This is a genomic window from Mesorhizobium carmichaelinearum (assembly GCF_900199455.1).
GTDB lineage: Bacteria > Pseudomonadota > Alphaproteobacteria > Rhizobiales > Rhizobiaceae > Mesorhizobium > Mesorhizobium carmichaelinearum.
Map to the genome: position 1 here is coordinate 110,339 of NZ_FZQR01000010.1, position 16,072 is coordinate 126,410.

General features: G+C 63.1%; 19 protein-coding genes. 9 read left to right on the forward strand and 10 right to left on the reverse strand.

Features of this window, described 5'->3' with window-relative positions; all coding sequences use genetic code 11:
- The first annotated feature begins 82 nt into the window (after positions 1–82).
- The 3 genes from CKW40_RS22855 to CKW40_RS22865 all read left to right on the forward strand — a co-directional run bounded on the left by CKW40_RS22855 (position 83) and on the right by CKW40_RS22865 (position 2,257).
- On the forward strand, positions 83–418 hold the full coding sequence (locus CKW40_RS22855) for a hypothetical protein (RefSeq protein ID WP_095202289.1): 336 nt from the start codon (positions 83–85) through the stop codon (positions 416–418).
- Positions 419–547: 129 nt separating this feature from the next.
- On the forward strand, positions 548–1,669 hold the full coding sequence (locus tag CKW40_RS22860) for a beta-ketoacyl-ACP synthase III (protein WP_095202124.1): 1,122 nt from the start codon (positions 548–550) through the stop codon (positions 1,667–1,669).
- A 171-nt stretch (positions 1,670–1,840) separates the two neighbouring features.
- Complete coding sequence (locus CKW40_RS22865) at positions 1,841–2,257, forward strand: GFA family protein (protein WP_095202125.1); 417 nt, start codon at positions 1,841–1,843, stop codon at positions 2,255–2,257.
- A gap of 27 nt (positions 2,258–2,284) precedes the next feature.
- Here the strand turns inward: CKW40_RS22865 and CKW40_RS22870 are convergent, their stop codons facing one another.
- The 3 genes from CKW40_RS22870 to CKW40_RS22880 all read right to left on the reverse strand — a co-directional run bounded on the left by CKW40_RS22870 (position 2,285) and on the right by CKW40_RS22880 (position 3,789).
- A complete protein-coding gene (locus tag CKW40_RS22870) occupies positions 2,285–2,851 on the reverse strand; it encodes a methyltransferase family protein (protein ID WP_095202126.1) in 567 nt (188 codons plus the stop codon).
- 99 nt (positions 2,852–2,950) lie between these two features.
- A complete protein-coding gene (locus CKW40_RS22875; protein WP_095202127.1) occupies positions 2,951–3,349 on the reverse strand; it encodes a VOC family protein in 399 nt (132 codons plus the stop codon).
- A gap of 17 nt (positions 3,350–3,366) precedes the next feature.
- Complete coding sequence (locus CKW40_RS22880) at positions 3,367–3,789, reverse strand: hypothetical protein (RefSeq protein WP_095202128.1); 423 nt, start codon at positions 3,787–3,789, stop codon at positions 3,367–3,369.
- Between the two features lie 196 nt (positions 3,790–3,985).
- Between CKW40_RS22880 and CKW40_RS22885 the strand changes: the two genes are divergently transcribed.
- Complete coding sequence (locus CKW40_RS22885; RefSeq protein WP_244571255.1) at positions 3,986–4,543, forward strand: TetR/AcrR family transcriptional regulator; 558 nt, start codon at positions 3,986–3,988, stop codon at positions 4,541–4,543.
- 17 nt (positions 4,544–4,560) lie between these two features.
- Positions 4,561–5,178, forward strand: coding sequence for an MOSC domain-containing protein (locus CKW40_RS22890; protein WP_095202130.1), 618 nt, complete (start codon positions 4,561–4,563; stop codon positions 5,176–5,178).
- Positions 5,179–5,245: 67 nt separating this feature from the next.
- Here the strand turns inward: CKW40_RS22890 and CKW40_RS22895 are convergent, their stop codons facing one another.
- Together CKW40_RS22895 and CKW40_RS22900 are read right to left on the reverse strand one after the other, a co-directional pair.
- Positions 5,246–6,085, reverse strand: coding sequence for an SDR family oxidoreductase (locus CKW40_RS22895; protein ID WP_095202131.1), 840 nt, complete (start codon positions 6,083–6,085; stop codon positions 5,246–5,248).
- A gap of 132 nt (positions 6,086–6,217) precedes the next feature.
- The gene (locus tag CKW40_RS22900) at positions 6,218–7,180 is read right to left on the reverse strand and encodes a D-amino acid aminotransferase (RefSeq protein WP_095202132.1); all 963 of its coding nucleotides are present in this window, start codon (positions 7,178–7,180) and stop codon (positions 6,218–6,220) included.
- A gap of 158 nt (positions 7,181–7,338) precedes the next feature.
- Between CKW40_RS22900 and CKW40_RS22905 the strand changes: the two genes are divergently transcribed.
- Positions 7,339–7,848 (forward strand): hypothetical protein, encoded by a 510-nt coding sequence (locus tag CKW40_RS22905; RefSeq protein ID WP_095202133.1) that lies wholly within the window; start codon positions 7,339–7,341, stop codon positions 7,846–7,848.
- 5 nt (positions 7,849–7,853) lie between these two features.
- Here CKW40_RS22905 and CKW40_RS22910 read toward each other — a convergent pair whose 3' ends face one another.
- Together CKW40_RS22910 and tsaA are read right to left on the reverse strand one after the other, a co-directional pair.
- On the reverse strand, positions 7,854–8,168 hold the full coding sequence (locus tag CKW40_RS22910; RefSeq protein WP_095202134.1) for a DUF2293 domain-containing protein: 315 nt from the start codon (positions 8,166–8,168) through the stop codon (positions 7,854–7,856).
- Positions 8,165–8,704: a tRNA (N6-threonylcarbamoyladenosine(37)-N6)-methyltransferase TrmO gene (tsaA, locus tag CKW40_RS22915; RefSeq protein WP_095202135.1), complete on the reverse strand. Its 540-nt coding sequence runs from the start codon at positions 8,702–8,704 to the stop codon at positions 8,165–8,167. The genes CKW40_RS22910 and tsaA overlap by 4 nt, the downstream gene beginning before the upstream one ends.
- A 192-nt stretch (positions 8,705–8,896) precedes the next feature.
- Between tsaA and CKW40_RS22920 the strand changes: the two genes are divergently transcribed.
- Entirely contained in the window at positions 8,897–9,913 is a 1,017-nt protein-coding gene (locus tag CKW40_RS22920; protein WP_095202136.1) for an ArsR/SmtB family transcription factor, read from the forward strand.
- Positions 9,913–10,830, forward strand: coding sequence for a methylenetetrahydrofolate reductase [NAD(P)H] (gene metF, locus CKW40_RS22925; RefSeq protein WP_095202137.1), 918 nt, complete (start codon positions 9,913–9,915; stop codon positions 10,828–10,830). Before CKW40_RS22920 ends, metF begins: the two co-directional genes overlap by 1 nt.
- Positions 10,831–11,312: 482 nt before the next feature.
- Here the strand turns inward: metF and CKW40_RS22930 are convergent, their stop codons facing one another.
- Positions 11,313–12,230, reverse strand: coding sequence for a DMT family transporter (locus CKW40_RS22930; protein WP_095202138.1), 918 nt, complete (start codon positions 12,228–12,230; stop codon positions 11,313–11,315).
- A gap of 222 nt (positions 12,231–12,452) precedes the next feature.
- On the opposite strand from CKW40_RS22930, the gene CKW40_RS22935 reads away from it, so the two are divergent.
- On the forward strand, positions 12,453–13,673 hold the full coding sequence (locus CKW40_RS22935) for an alanine racemase (protein WP_095202290.1): 1,221 nt from the start codon (positions 12,453–12,455) through the stop codon (positions 13,671–13,673).
- 97 nt (positions 13,674–13,770) lie between these two features.
- Here the strand turns inward: CKW40_RS22935 and CKW40_RS22940 are convergent, their stop codons facing one another.
- Both CKW40_RS22940 and CKW40_RS22945 read right to left on the reverse strand, forming a co-directional pair.
- Complete coding sequence (locus tag CKW40_RS22940; protein WP_095202139.1) at positions 13,771–14,949, reverse strand: lytic murein transglycosylase; 1,179 nt, start codon at positions 14,947–14,949, stop codon at positions 13,771–13,773.
- A gap of 239 nt (positions 14,950–15,188) precedes the next feature.
- A complete protein-coding gene (locus tag CKW40_RS22945) occupies positions 15,189–15,989 on the reverse strand; it encodes a glycoside hydrolase family 25 protein (protein ID WP_095202291.1) in 801 nt (266 codons plus the stop codon).
- Positions 15,990–16,072: the final 83 nt, after the last annotated feature.

A 16,072-nucleotide genomic window follows, 5' to 3' on the forward strand; every position in this document is an offset into this window, starting at 1 on the left:
TTGTGGCGGCTTGACCCGGTTTAACCGCCGTGCCCAACTCATCGCGTGGGATCACGATGACCCGTCTGGCAGGGGGTGAATGATGACTTTGAAAAGATTGCTTTACGGTGGCGGCGTGTGCGCGGCAGCGCTTCTGGCGTTCTCGGTTTCGGCCGAAGCCAAGCGCGCGCGCTGCTTCACCAGCGATGACGGCTATTTCCCGTGCAGTTACCGCGCGATCGATGATGCGGGCAGCTTCCGCATCTCCGCGCCGGGCTACCCGACCTATGTGCTGGAGATCGATGGGCCGGGCTTTGCCTATGGCTATGTCAATCTCGGCCGCCGCAACGTGCCGTTGCCGGGACAGTTTGTGCGCAGCCGCGACGACGGCGCCTGCTGGAACAACCCGCAGACCAACACCAAATTGTGCGCCTGGTGAACCCGTTTTACGCCAGCCCAAACCTTTGGTTTAAGCCGGCGTAAACCGGCCTGATGAGAAAAGTGTTGCGCCGAAGCGTTTCGGCGCCCACATGAAGCCGCAACGCCCGCGGATGGGACAGACTGAAACATGCATCGCGTCATCATCAGCGGCATCGGCGCTGAAATTCCTGAAGCTGTCATCACGAATGAAGAACTGGTCGAGAGCTTCAACAGCTGGGTCGACACGGAGAACGTGCGGCGCCAGGTTACCGGCGAGGCGCTGCTGCAGAAATCCGACAGCGACTTCATCGTTCATGCCTCGGGTGTGAAATCCCGTCATGTCATCGAGCGCGAAGGCATTCTCGACCCGACCCGGATGACGCCGCGCATTCCGGCGCGGCCGGACGATGCACTGTCGCTGGAAGCCGAATTCGGCATCGCCTCAGCCAGGAAGGCGCTCGACCATGCCGGACTTGAACCGTCCCAGATCGACCTCATCATCTGCTCGGCCTCGCATCATCAGCGTCCCTATCCGGCGATCGCCATCGAAATGCAGGAGGCGTTGGGGACAAAGGGCGCGGGCTTCGACATGGGGCTTGGTTGTTCGTCCGCGGCCGCCGCGCTGCACATGGCGGTCAATCTGGTGCGCTCGGGCGCGCATAAGCGCATCCTGGTGACGACGCCGGAAATCATCACCGGCCATCTCAATTTCCGCGACCGGCAGACGCATTTCATCTTCGGCGACGCCTCGGTGTCGATGGTGGTGGAGGGACTTGCCCAGGGCGACAAGCGGCCGGGGCGTTTCGAGGTGTTGGACACCCGCCTGTGGACGCAGATGTCGAACAACATCCGCACCAATCTTGGCTACCACACCCGCACCGCCCAGGATGATCCCTACATGATCAATCTGGAAGGCAATCTGATCAAACAGGTCGGCAACAAGGTGTTCAAGGAAGTCACCGTCGCCGGCCAGAAGTTCATCGTCGAGTTCCTGGCGGAGCACGGGCTGACCCCTCAGGCCGTCCGGCGCTTCTGGCTGCATCAGGCCAATGCACGCATGAATGCGATGATCCTGAAACTGTCCTTCGGTCACGATGTCGATCACGACCGTGCGCCGATGGTGCTGGAGCGGCTCGGCAACACGGCGGGCGCCGGCGCCATCGTCGCGCTGTCGGAGAACCATGCCGACATGAAGCCCGGCGATTTCGGCTTGATCTGCGCCTTCGGCGCGGGGTATTCGATAGGCGGCGCGCTTATCCGAATGCTTTAAACAATGTCGCGGTGACGCTGGCCTGAAAGGCCATTCGGACTCTCGTCCCCAGTTGGGCCGCTTCGCACCCGTCTTCCACTCCCGTTCAGCCTGACCTGACCCTCGACACAGCCTGTGTGTCGGGGCTCGGCTTGAATCAACGCGATCCCGTTTCAGAAAGCAGAGTTTCCAATGGTTGATGCCCGATGCAGTTGCGGCGCTCTCACGCTGACGCTTCCTGGACCTTCAAAACTGGTTGTCGCCTGCCATTGTCTCGACTGCCAGCGCAGAACCGGAGCGCCCTTCGGCGTCGGCGCCTTTTATCCGGCCGAAGCCGTCGCCATCTCCGGAACCCCGAAGGAATTCACCCGCGATGCGGCAAGCGGCGGCAAAGTTCACAGCTACTTTTGTCCAGACTGCGGCTCGACGGTCTATTGGAAGGCCGACAGGCTGCCGTCGATGATCGGCGTCGCGGTCGGCGCGCTGGCCGACCCGAACTGTCCGCCTCCCATCCGGTCGGTCTTCGAGCAGTCGAAACATGACTGGGTTCAGATCGACGGTGCCGTCGACCATTTTTCGCAAGGCAGCGGGGCGAAAAAATCAGGCTGAACCGGCGTCGCAGCGCAGCTTGCCGTGTCAGGCCGGCGTGAAGGGAACCAGCATCGGCACCCGCCGCGCGTAATCGTCATAGGCGGGGCCAAGTTCGCCGCGCAAGAAGCGTTCCTCGAGCTTTGCCTTGATGATGATGCCGATGGTGAGCAGTGCGACGCCTGCAATGCCCCAGACCGTGCCTTTCGCCGCCATGGTGGCGAGAAGCGCCAGCAGCAATCCTGAGTAGATCGGGTGGCGAACGAGGCCGTAGGGGCCGGTATCGATGACGCGGTGGTCTGCCTTCGCGGTCACCGATGCGGACCACAGCCTGCCCAGATGAATGCGCGCCCACCACGAGAAGATGAGGCCGATGGCGATCAGGGCAATGCAGGCCCAGGCCTCGGCGAGCGTCGGAGACCACAATCTCAACCTGCCTTCGTAGCCATGCGCCGGGACGAACAGCAGGACGGTGCCTGCCAGCCAGAAGATACGATAGCGGACCTCCGCGCCGATGGTGGCGCGTTTCTGAGCCGGATCAGCCCACATGGCGGCCGCAAGCCAGCTGACCACCCAGATCAGCCAGAGTAGCCCGATTGCCGTCACCGGTCGCATGAGTGCCTCCGCAGTGTCTCACCACCATGAAAGCGATCCGACGCGGCGGCAATGCGGCACCAATTCCATTTCCGGTAAGAAGATCGTGATCCTTCGCCTTCATTGATGCGAGCAACTGAACATCCACTGCACGCCATAAGCGTCGACCAGCATGCCGAAGCTGGTTCCCCAATATTGCCGCGCCAGGGGCACCGTGATGCGGCCGCCGGCCGCCATGCGGGAGAAAATCTCCCGCATGGCGGCGAGGTCATCGAACTCCAGCATCATGGCTGAGCCTTTCATCGGCTCCGCATCGTCATTGTCGGAGGCATGGAACAAGACGCCTGGACCTTCGAAGCGCGCATGCAGGATTTTTCCACGCATGGCTTCCGTGCGCACCGGCATGCCGTTGTCACCCCAGCGCAGCAGGATCGTTGCCCGGCCAAGGCCGCACCGTTCGTAGAAGGCCAGTGCCGGCTCGCAATTGGTGGTGAAGAACAGCGAAGGGGAGAGCCGCATCCTATCTTTCCCCATCATCAGTGCGCGGCGGCCATGGCGGCAGCGACGAGCGCGTCTCCCGTAAATTGCCTGTCACCGATGCCCCAGCCGCCGTCAGGCGCGTTGACGATGTTGATCCAGGTGTTTTCGGGCCTGTGCTCGGGCACGCAGAGTTCGGCGACAATCCCGGAAGCGGCGTCGATGAAGGCCCTGCGGGCTTCGACAGAGCCAAGGCCGATATTGGGCAATTTCAACTCCACCATGACGACGGGCCTGTTGGCGCCGCCGGCATAGATGTGGCGGGGCGGCAGGACGTGGACCGTGCCACCGACAATCGCGGTGAAGAAGGAATTGCCGGTGGCGCCGGAGGCTTCGATGAGGGCGGCGCTGAGGCGCGGCAGGATCTCGCGTTCTCCGGCCCCTGTCAGTACGCCTTCCGGCGCGGTCACGGTGATGGGCATTCGGTCTCTCCTTGTCCTCGGGCTGCACGGCCTTGCCGGAAGATCGTCTTCCGGCTTGCCATGTTTCGTATCAATTGTTACGTTATTCTCGCCGAGCAAGTCAACAGGTTTCGTATCGATCAATATGGATAATTTGGAAAAGGCTAGGGGTGGTCGTCCCCGCGCGTTCGACCCCGACCGGGCGCTGGATGCGGCGATGCATCTGTTTTGGGAGCATGGCTATGAGGCGACGTCGCTGGCCATGCTGCGCGAGGCGATGGGGCTGACGCCGCCGCAGATCTACAACGCCTTCACTGACAAGGAGACTTTGTTCCGCAAGGCACTGACGCGCTACCACGAGACGGAGATCGGCTTTGCGCTCGACGCGCTGAGCGCGCCGGTGCCGACGCGGGAGGCTATACGGCGGTTGCTGCTGGGGGCGGCGGAGGCCTATTCTAGGCCTAGCAAGCCGGGCGGATGCCTGTTCGTCAGCGGTGCGCTGGCGGCCTCGCCGCAGGCGCAAGCCATTGCCGATGAACTCAAGGCCTATCGCAAGGCAAGCGAAGCGGCGATCGCCGAGCGACTGGCCAAGGGGAGGGCGGCGGGCGATCTGCCGGAAGGCTTCTCCGTCGAAGGCTTCGCCAAATATATTGCAGGCGTTATGAACGGCATGTCGATCCAGGCGCGGGACGGCGCATCGGTCGAAGAGCTGCGCATTTTGGCCCAAACCGCTCTTGCGGCCTTGCCGGCCGAAGAGCAAAAACGGGAAGCATGATTCAAGGACGGAACGCCATGCTGGATCTCTTCCCCGAGGCCGAGAAACCGGTCGACATCATCCCGGCCAAGAAGCTTTCCGCCCGCGCGGCAGCGCTCTATGTCGCGCCGGCGGATCATTTCCAGACAAGGCCGGTGGAGGAATTGCGGCTCGGCTTCGACGGCATATCGGGCGATTTCCACGCCGGCCCAACGCGGCGCTCGGGCGGGCGCGAGCCCTGGTATCCGCGCGGCACCGAAATGCGCAATGAGCGGCAGCTGTCCATCGTGGCTGCGGATGAACTGGCCATTGTCACCGAGCGGATGGGTTTGGCCGAGATCAAGCCGGAATGGATCGGCGCCAATCTGGTGATCGAGGGCGTGCCGCATCTGTCGATGCTGCCGGCCGGCACGCTGCTGTTCTTCAAGGACGGCGTGACCCTCAAGGTCGACGCCCAGAACGGACCATGCCGCATCGCCGGGCGATCGATCGCCGAAAATGCTGGAATGGCCGACATCGAAGCCGGCGCACTGTTGTTTCCAAAAATGGCGAAGCGGTTGCGTGGCGTGGTCGCCTGGGTCGAGAAGCCCGGAACGATCAGCGCCGGCGAAGAGATTTCGGTGCGGGTGCCGGAACAGCGGATTTATCAGGCGTAGCTGCGGGTTCTCCTCGTGGCCGAAGAGCTACGCCGCCCACTGAGCGGCGTAGCAGAAGCGCTGGGCCTCAGCCCTTACGGTTCTTCCTCGCGCCTTGCGCCATGACGGAAACGTGGTCCCACTTGTCCCAGGTGGCGAGGCGGTTGGCGTATTCCTGGCGGATCATCGGCAGGCCGCCGTCGCCGAAGAACACGCGCAGCGGCGGCTCGGCGGCGTCGACGATGGCCAGCATCGCCGGACCGGTCGCCTCGGGATCGCCGGCGACCGAGTTGGCGCGGCGCTCGGCCATCTTGGCGCGGGCAGGCGCATAGGCCTCGATCGGCTTGGAGACCTTGGCAGAGGCGCCGGACCAGTCGGTGGAGAAGCCGCCCGGCTCAACCAGCGTGACATGGATGCCGAATTCCCCAACCTCGATGCTGAGCGACTGGCTGAAGGCTTCCAGCGCCCATTTCGAGGCGTGGTAGAGGCCGAGCGAGGCGAAGGCATTGACGCCGCCGATCGACGAGATCTGGATGATGTGGCCGGAGCGCTGCGCCCGCATGATCGGCAGTACCGCCTGGGTGACCCACAGAGCGCCGAACACATTGGTTTCGATCTGGTCGCGGGCTTCCTGCTCACTGACCTCCTCGATGGCGCCGAAATGGCCATAGCCGGCATTGTTGATGACGACGTCGAGCCGGCCAAAGCGCTTGTGCGCCTCGGCGACAGCGGCATCGACGGCTTTCTTGTCGGTGACGTCGAGCTTTATCGCGGCGATGTTGTCGCCATATTTTTCGACCAGATCGGCGAGCGTGCCGGCGTCACGGGCTGTCGCGGCAACACGGTCGCCACGCGCCAATGCGGCCTCGGCCCAGACGCGGCCAAAACCCTTCGACGATCCGGTGATGAACCAAACCTTGTTTGTCATGATGTGGAATCCTTGCCCCTTCGGGCGTGATTTTGGACGAAAGCGGAGGCTTCTCCGCTTTCGCGCATATACGGTCTATCCCGTGATTTTCCAGAGGCGAGGGGAAATCTTTTTGAACAAGACGCCCTTTGATTAGGGATACTTCACCTGAGACGACCACGCCGGGTCGTCGTGCTTTTTCCAGTAGAGCGCCATCAGCCGGCTGGTGACGGGTCCGACCTTGCCATCGGCGATCGCCGCGCCATCGATCTCAGTCACCGGCATGATGCCGCCGGCGGTCGAGGTGATGAAGACTTCGTCGGCCGCCTTGAGCGCGGCGACGCCGACATCGGTGGCGTCGGCGACAAGACCTTCTTCGGCGCAAAGATCGAAGACGGTGCGGCGGGTGATGCCGGGCAGCACGCCGATGGCCGGCGTCGACAGTTTGCCATCCTTGACGCAAAAGACGTTGAAGCCCGGGCCTTCGGCGACATTGCCGTTGAAGTCGAGGAGGAGCGCGGTCTCGGCACCTTGGTCATAGGCGTCGTAGAGGCCGCGCACCAGATCGAGCCAGTGGTAGTTCTTGATCGCCGGATCGATCGAGGCCGGCGGGATGCGCACCTTGTCGCTGATGGCGACGCGCAAGCCGCGTTGCAGCTGCTCGGCATTGGCGACCGAGCCGAAAGGCACGGCGAAAGCCATGAAGCGGTTGATCGCCTGGCGCGGATCACGGCTGAAGGTCGGCGAGGCGCCGCGCGTGCACAGCATTTCGACATAGGCGGCGCGATGACCCGAAAGTGCGACGCAATTGTGCAGGATTTCAGCCACGCCATCCCGGTCGAAGGGGATGGTCATGTGCAGCTTTTCCAGCCCGCCGAAGAAGCGGTCGAGATGCAGGTCGAGGCGGAAGAAGCGGCCCTCCCAGACATGCACCGTGTCATAGGTGGCGTCGGAATGCAGGAACCCCCAATCCAGCACCGACACCTTGGCTTGCGACATCGGCAGGTACTGGCCGTCGAGGAAGGCGATGCCATCGGGATAGGCATGCGGGTCGATATGACGATCGCTGACCACAGGCAGCGGCTTTGAAGCCTGTGTTGCCGTTGTCTGGTCCATCGGGGCCTCCTCTCGCGCAGGGCGGGTCATCAGCCTATCGGCACCGGGCAGAAGACATAGAGCCAGCCGCCCGGCGCCGTTCGTCCTCCATGACGGTCTGGCCGATACACTGGATTGGAATTGCCTTATGATCCGATGGCTTGGAATGGGGAGGGGAAATGGGCAGGCTTGGGACCATCATCGCAGCCATGGCGATTTTCGCCGCCGCGGGCGAGGCCAGCGCGCAATGCACGAAACAAGGCGACGAACTCTGCCAAAACGGCCAGACCTATCGCTGCGAGAAGACCGGCAGTGAACTGACGCCGATCTTCCAGAATGTCCCTTGTGCGGTGAACGTGCCGGTGCCCACGCTTACCGGCATTTGGGTCGGCAGCGGCCACCAGAGCCCGGCGGGTGACGCCGGCGCCGACTGGTCGATCGCCATGACCATCAGGGATGACGGCGGATCGATCGACTATCCCTCACTCGGCTGCGGCGGATCGCTGTCGCAGACGTCGAGGGATGAGACGTCGGCGGAATTCCACGAGAGCATCACTTATGGCCAAGACAAGTGCATCGACGGCGGCGACATCACCGTCCGCTTCTTCAAGGGAAACCTGTCCTGGACCTGGGTCGGCCAGGCCGACGGCCAGCCTTACAATGCGATCGCCGTTTTGACCCGGCAATAGCCGCCTCATTCCTCTTCGTCGTCGGCGTCGAGCAGCCGTGTCGCGCGCCAGCGGGTGAGCACGATGTTGGTTTGCTCGATGACGAAGAAGCGGGCGGAGTCGCGGTCATAGCCCTCGGCCAACAGCTTTTCGTAGTCGGTGTGCATGTGGCGGATGTGGGCAATGGTTGCCAGCCACACGGCAATGCCTGGCGGCAAGGTCTTCATATGCACCGCGCCGGCGTCAGTGCGGATCTTTTCCATGTCGGCGTAAGGCGCCAGCGGCAGAAGTGCGGTCAGCGCCTTGGCGATGGCGCGGCGGCGGCCGGTTGGTGCCGTCATCGTAGGATCCGTTTGGGCTCATCACGCCCTTCGATGGTCGCCTCCGGTATGGCGTCGGTCGAGGCGAAGTAAGGCTTGATGTCGATGACCGGCGTGCCGTCGAGCACGTCGATGGCGTCAAGGTCGATGCGTCCGGTGGTGATGTCCAGCCCGACGAGCCTTGCCACATGCAGGCCGACCGGATTCGGCCGGGCAGGGGAGCGCAAGCCGAATACGCCTTTCGCTTCAGCCGCATGGCGGGGTTTCTGCACAATCAGATTGCGCGGCGCATGATGCAGCCAGGACAGGATGATGACGTGGCTGGCACGCTCCAGGCCTTGCAAGCCGCAGCGATAGGGCGCGTCGATGGTCAGCACGGCTGGCTGCCCGGTCTCGCGGGCCGTGCGCATGTTCTTCGGGCAGCTCTCCCTTGTCGTCCAGGGCGAGGCGATGCGGCCGATGAAGACGACGCCGCCATCCGCGGGCATCACAGCCGGATCCTGTTCCAGCCTCTGCTCGCCTTCGCGTGCCTCGAACATTTCGCATGGCCCGCTCATTCTGCCCATCTCTGTGTTGGTGCCTGTCATTGTCCCAAGACCGCACCACATTTTTGGGCGGCACGCACCGGAAAATCACGCATGCGGCATTTTCTTGTCCGCAAGCGACATAGCGCTTGCAAGGTTTTGAAAATCGACATAAACATATGTTTATATCTTTTTCAAAGTGAATGCGCTGAAAAGAGTACGCTGATGCATGTCTCGCTCGACACCATGGTGGATACGCTGAAGGCGGCGGCCGAATCCAGCCGCCTGCGCATATTGGCACTGTTGTCGCGCGGCGACCTCACCGTTTCCGATCTTACCGAAATTCTCGGCCAGTCGCAGCCGCGCGTCTCGCGGCATTTGAAGCTGCTGCTCGAGGCCGGGCTGATCGACCGCTACCAGGAAGGGTCATGGGCGTTCTTCCGCCTGTCGGATGCCGATTCCGCGCGTGACTTCGTCATGGGGCTGGTTTCCAGCATTCGCGGTGCCGATCCGCAGGTCGAGCGCGATCTCGAGCGGCTGGCCTCGGTCAAGCGCAAGCGGCAGGACCGCGCCACCGAGTATTTTTCCGTGAATGCGGCAAGCTGGGACCATATCCGTTCGCTGCATGTGCCGGACCGCGCGGTCGAGGCGGCGATGTTGAAGCTGGTCGGCAAGCGGCCGTTCCAGTCGATGCTTGATCTCGGCACCGGCACCGGCCGGCTGCTCGAAATCTTCTCGCCGCTCTACCGGCGCGGCGTCGGCATCGACATGTCGCGCGAGATGCTGACCGTGGCGCGCGCCAATCTCGACAAGGCTGGCGTTTCGAACGCGCAGGTGCGGCAGGGCGATATCTTCTCGCCGCCGGTCGAGCGCGATGCCTTCGATCTCGTCACCATTCACCAGGTGCTGCACTATCTCGACGATCCGGCCCGCGCCATCCACGAGGCGGCGCGGCTTTTGCGCCCGTCGGGCCGGCTGGTCATCGTCGATTTCGCGCCGCACACGCTGGAATTCCTGCGCGATGAGCATGCGCATATGCGGCTCGGCTTTTCCGACCGGCAGATTGGCGAGTGGTTTGCCGAGGCCGGGCTCGATCTCGAGGATGCCCAGGAGTTCGAGCCGCGCGGCGGCAACGAGGCCAGGCTTACCGTAAAACTCTGGCTTGGCCGCGACCGGCGCCTGCTGATCGCCGATCCCGCCAATGAGCAGACCAAAGTGAACTCGATAGGGGAAATCGCCTGATGAACCAGTTCCGCTTTTCCCGCCGCCCCGACATTGGCGACAAGGTCAAGGTTTCCTTCGAATTCTTCCCGCCCAAGACCGACGAGATGGAGGCGCGGCTGTGGGACACGGTCACGCGGCTGGAGCCGCTGAAGCCGAAATTCGTCTCGGTGACCTATGGCGCCGGCGGCTCGACGCGTGAGCGCACGGCGCGCACCATCGGCCGCATCCTGAACGAGACCAGCCTGACGCCGGCCGCGCACATGACCTGCGTCGATGCCGCCCGCCATCAGGTCGATGCGGTGATCCAGGAATTCGTCGATATGGGGGTCAAGCGCTTCGTTGCCCTGCGCGGCGATCCGGCCGCCGGCGTGGGCACCGCCTACCGTCCGCATCCGGACGGCTACGCCAATGGTGCTGAACTGGTCGGTGCGCTGAAGGACGCCGGCGATTTCGACATTTCGGTCTCGGCCTATCCGGAGAAGCATCCGGAAAGCCCGGATTTCGCCACCGATATCGACATGCTGAAGCGCAAGGTCGACAATGGCGCGACGCGGGCGATCACCCAGTTCTTCTTCGACAATGATCTCTACGAGCGCTATGTCGAGCGCGCTCGCCGGGCCGGCATCTACATCCCGATCGTGCCCGGCATCCTGCCGGTGCATAATTTCACCCAGGTCGCCAATTTCTCGGCACGCTGCGGCGCGTTGGTGCCGGCATGGCTGGCCGAGCGCTTCGACGGCTTGCAGAACGACCCGCAGACCCATGCGCTGGTTGCATCGGCCGTCGCCGCCGAGCAGGTGCTCGACCTGGTCGAGCGCGGGGTGGGCGATTTCCACTTCTACACGATGAACCGCGCCGATCTCGTCTTTGCGATCTGCCACATGATCGGCATCCGCTCGCACGAGGCGGAGGTGGCAGGCTCGGCCGCTGCGTAAGGCAGCGCCGAACAGCAAAAGGCCGGGTAAAAACCCGGCCTTTCGAATTGCTTAGACTATCTGGTGCTGGTCTTCCCCGTCTTGGCGGGTTCAGGGAAGGACGCCCATAATGAGGGCGCCGATGAAAGCAAACGCAGCACAAATCATCAATGCGTTGATCGGCCTCGTAAGTCCCATGACATAGCCTCCTCTTAAAGAGCTATGCCTGAGAGTCTAGGGTCATTTGTGCCACAGGCAAGCGGAAAATGTGCTGCATTGCGACGTGATTGTGAGATTTGCGACCTCGGTTTTGCCGTTAGCCGTTGAAACTTCTCGGCAAAAACCCGCTTCAGACCTGTGAATAAATTGTGGCGGGATGGTGTCGCTACCGTGTCATGGCAGCGCTACCACCGCGAAAGTCAACTTCGACTTTCGCGCCAATGCCGGGATTTGGTTAAGTCGTTAGAGCGTCCTTTGTGCGTCCAATTTAGACGCGCGGCGCTCTACCGTCGGCCAAACAGCCGTCCGTCGATGGTGACCAAGCCCAGCGCGATCAGCACCACGCCGCCGATCTCGAACAGTTCCAGCCGCTCGCCCAGGAAAAGAAAACCGAGCAGCATGGCGCTGGCCGGGACGATCAGCGTGACCAGCGAGGCATTGGTGGCGCCGGCCGAGGCGACCAGGTTGAAATAGAGGATATAGGCAAAGGCGGTGGAAAGCAGCGCCAGCGCCAGCACCGCCGCCCAGACTGGGGGCGAGGCCGAAAACAGGCCGGCGGGGCCGTGCGCCAATAGCACGACCGGGATCATGATGATGGTCGAAGCGGTCAGCTGCCCGGTGGCGATGACCGGCGAGGGCACGCCCTTGAAGCGGCGGGCGACCATCAGCGCGACGCCGTAGGACAAGGACGCGCCGATCAGCGCGAATTTCGCCCAGACCGGGCCGCCAAGCCCGGCGAGCAGGCCGGGACCGATCATGACAGCGGTGCCGGCAACGCCGAGCCCGATGCCGGCGAGCTTGTTCCACGAGAGCTTCTCATCCGAGGTCAGCGCGTTGGCGAGGATCAATGTCCAGAACGGCGTCGTCGCGTTGAGCACCGAGGCGACACCGGCGCCAAGCTCGGTCTGGCCGGCGAAGATCAACGAGAAAGGCACGACATTGTTGGTGAAGGCCAGCAGGAAGAACAGGCCGGCATGCGGAAAGGCGAGGCGGAAAGACGGGCCACGAATGGCCAGATACAGCTGCAGCGCGATCGCGGCGATAGCGACGCGAAACAGCACCAGCACCAGCGGGTGGAGTTCCGCCACCGCGATGCGGGCAAAGAAGAACGAACCGCCCCAGATGGCTCCAAGCAGCAGCAATTGCCCCCAGTCGGTGAGCGTCATGGGTCCGCGTGGTGTTGATGTCGCGGCTATTGCCATGCCTATCGTCCTCCCCCGGATGGCCGACATGCCGGCCCGAATGCCGGCCGGTCAGGAAGATGGCATAGCCGGTCTGATGACAAGGGCCACCCGAAACCTGATCGCTGGCAAACGATGCTGCCAAAAACTAGAGCCGCTGCGTGAGTGCCGCGAGACACAGAATTGTTTTCATTAGTCGCTAGCTTGGATTAATTGTGCGCAGCCGAGATCGAGGATTCGTCCATGCAGCGATTCGAGAATGCCCGCGAGGCGGCACTGGCGCTTCGTCCGGACGATCCGGTCTATTGCTTCCGCCCGCAGGTGCTGAAGGCCGATGCCAGGCAGTTCATGGGCATGTTCCCCGGCAAGACCGCCTATGCGGTCAAGACCAATGGCGAGCAGATCGTGTTGAAGACTTTGGTTGAGGCCGGCGTCACCGCCTTCGACGTCGCTTCGCCCGGTGAGTTCGCCGCCGTGCGCGCCGTCTCGCCCGATGCCGAGATGCTCTACATGCACCCGGTCAAGGCGCAGTCCGACATCAAGCTGGCTTTGGAGAAATACGGCATCCGCGTCATCTCGCTCGATCATGAGGACGAGATCACCAAGCTGACGCGCGTGGTGCGGGCGCTCGACATCGATCCTGGCGCCATCAGCGTCTTCGTGCGCATCCAGACGAAAGGATCGGCGGCCTACGAATTGTCGAAGAAGTTCGGCGCCGGCCCGGCCTATGCCGTGGAACTCGCCGAGCGGCTGCACCGCACCGGCTACAAGGTCGGCCTCTGCTTCCATGTCGGCAGCCAGATCGAGGATCCCGACACCTATGAGCGGGCGCTGGCTTCGGCCGACTGGGTGCGCAACCGGCTGACCTTCGACCTTGCCGGGCTTGACGTCGGTGGCGGCTTTCCGGCCGAGTACGGGCACGATCCCAACCGCAAGCTGATCGAGATGCCATCGCTCGGCCAGATCATGTCGCGGCTTTCCGGCGACCTGAAAGAATATCAGTTCGACCAGATGCCGCTGGTGGCGGAGCCGGGCAGGGTGATCGTGGCGCGCTGCCTGTCGCTGATCGTGCGCGTGCTCCTGCGCAAGGGCAAGCGGCTCTACATCAATGACGGCATCTGGGCGTCGCTGTCCGACTCATGGACCGGCAAGATCACACTGCCGGCGCGCTTCATTCCCGATCCGGCGATCAGGACCCGCAATGGCGATGAAAAGAACATCGTGCCGTTCAAGGTCTGCGGCGCGACCTGTGATTCCGTCGACATCCTGTCCAGGCCATTCTGGCTGCCGGAAACCGTCGATACCGGCGACTGGATCGAGATCGGCCATATCGGCGCCTATTCGCTGTCGCTGCGCACGCGCTTCAACGGCTTCTATCCCGACACGTTCGTCGAGGTGACGACGCCCTTCGACGAGGGCGATGCGCCGCAGGGATTTGCCAGTTTGGAGACGATGGCGGATTAGGAAAAAGAGTGAGTAGTCAGTAGTCAGTAGGGAATTCTCTGTATTCCACTACTCACTACTCACTACTCACTACTCACTACTCACTACTCACTCTCTATCACAGCTTCCCCAACAGCTCCGGCGTCGGCCATCCGTCCACGGGCAGACCCAGCCGCATCTGCTCCTTGCGGATGGCTTCGCGGGTGTTGGTGCCGAGAATGCCGTCGACCGTGCCGACGTCGTAGCCTCGGGCTTCGAGCTTGGTCTGCAGCGCCTTCATCTGCTCGTTGTTGAGACCTTGTTCCGGGTTGCGCGGATCAAGCGGCGGCGCGCCAGCGAGCCGCGCAGCGAGGTTGGCCGCGGTCAGCGCATAGGTGAAGGACTGGTTCCATTCGAGATAGACGTCGAAATTGTCGTAGGTGAGGAAGGCCGGGCCCTTGCGACCCATGGGCAGCGCCAGGCCGGCCTTCAGGCCCTTGTCGACCAGCGGCGAGCCGTCGGGATTGGTGACGCCCCACTGCGCCCATTGCGTCAGCGGCAATTTGTTGGTGCGCCCGGTCTGGTCCCAGGGCATCTCGTCCGGCACGCGCACTTCCTGGATCCAGGGCTCATCGCGCTTCCAACCGCGCGACAGAACCTTGCTGGCCGTGGTCATGATCACATCGGGCACGCTGCCGCGCAGGTCGACCTTGCCGTCGCCATCGCCGTCGACGCCGTGTGTCAGATAATCGGAAGGCAGGATCTGCGTCTGGCCGATCTCGCCGGCCCAGGCGCCCTCGACGTCGGCCGGCAGCACGCCGCGATCGATCAGCTCGAGAAGCGGCACCAGCTGCTGACGGAACAGCTGCGGGCGCCGGCAATCGTGGGACAAGGTCACCAGCGCGCTCAGCGTGTGGAAATCGCCCTGCACGGCGCCAAAATCGGTCTCCAGCGCCCAGAAGGCGGTGATGACCGGTGCCTGGACGCCGAACTGCTGGTCGGCGCGGGCGAAAATATCGGCGTATTTCTTCATGTTCGCCGCGCCTTGCTTCAGCCGGTAGGCCGAGATCATGCGGTTGGAGAATTCGATGAAGGTCTGGGTGAAGACGCCCTGGGCGCGGTCGCGCGCCAGCGCCCGCTCGTCGAAGGTGGCATCCTCCAGCGCGTCGAGGCCGACCGCGCCGACACCGGCCGCCTTGGCTTCCGCCGCCACGCCCTGTTTCCAGGTTTCGAAGTCGCCGCCGCATTCCTGCGCCATCGCCGGCAAGGCCGTGGCGCACAGGAATAGCGCCGCGAGGGCTTGAGAACGCAGTCGCATCAGCTTCCTTTCGAAACGAAGAGGGCATTGTCGTGCTTGGCTGGATGCCCAACGCCCTGAATTACCGGCGGTTGCACTCTTTACCGCTGGCTGTGTCGAAAAGCAGGCGGCAGGCCCGGTGTCAACGGTTCTTCTGCCGCAGTCCTTCGTTGAATGCCGTTCGCTGGCGTTGAACCCGGTTCAACGGGAGCTCTGCTGGGGCGATTTGATCCAGGGCGGTGCTGCCGTTGAACCCGACGTCAGCGGGTGTTCTGCCGCAGCCACTTGTTCCATGCAGCTTCGCTGCCGTTGAAGACGTTGATGTCGGACTTGCCGGTCATGCCGGGAACGATGCCGGTTCCGGTGTACTGCCAGAAGGTGAAGGGGTGGCTGCCATATTTCTCGCGCGGGTGGCCGGCGACGGAACGCAGCCAGTAGGGGTAGCCGCGGAAGGTCGACAGCTCGTTGTCGTCGAAGAAATCGACCGAGGTGTAGATGATCGGTTTCTTGCCGTAATGGCGCTCGACGATCTGGAGGAAGGTGGTCATCTCCGCGCGCACCGTGGCAGCGTCGGGACGCAGCCTGCAGGTCGGCGATTTCGGGTTCCATTCCATGTCGAGCACCGGCGGCATCGCCGAGCGGTCGACGGGAACATTCTGGATGAACCAGCGCGCCTGCTGGGCGGCCGGGGTGCAGAAATAGAAGAAATGATAGGCGGCGCGCGGAACGCCGGCGGCTTTCGTGTTCGCCCAATGCTCGTTGAAATATTCGTCGAAGCGGTCGCCGCCTTCGGTCGCCTTGATGAAGGCGAAGGAAATGCCGCTTGCCTTGGCCATCGGCCAGTCGACCGAGGTTTGGTACTTGGAGACGTCGGTGCCATGAACGGCATAGTTCCACGGTGCGCCGCTGTCCCATTCATGCGGCTTAGAATCGGCGAAGCGCGGCGCGCGCACGGCCACCGTCGGGCTGCTCGACGAAGAGGGTGACAGCGGCGACAGATCGTCGACGGTCGAGCAGGCGGCAAGCAGCGTCAGCATGAAAAGAGCCGCAAGACGGCGCATCACAACTTCCAAGCCGGAATCAGCCGGTCGCTGATGGGTCTGTGAACTGATGGCCGGTCTGGCCCCCTCCGAACGATCGCCCC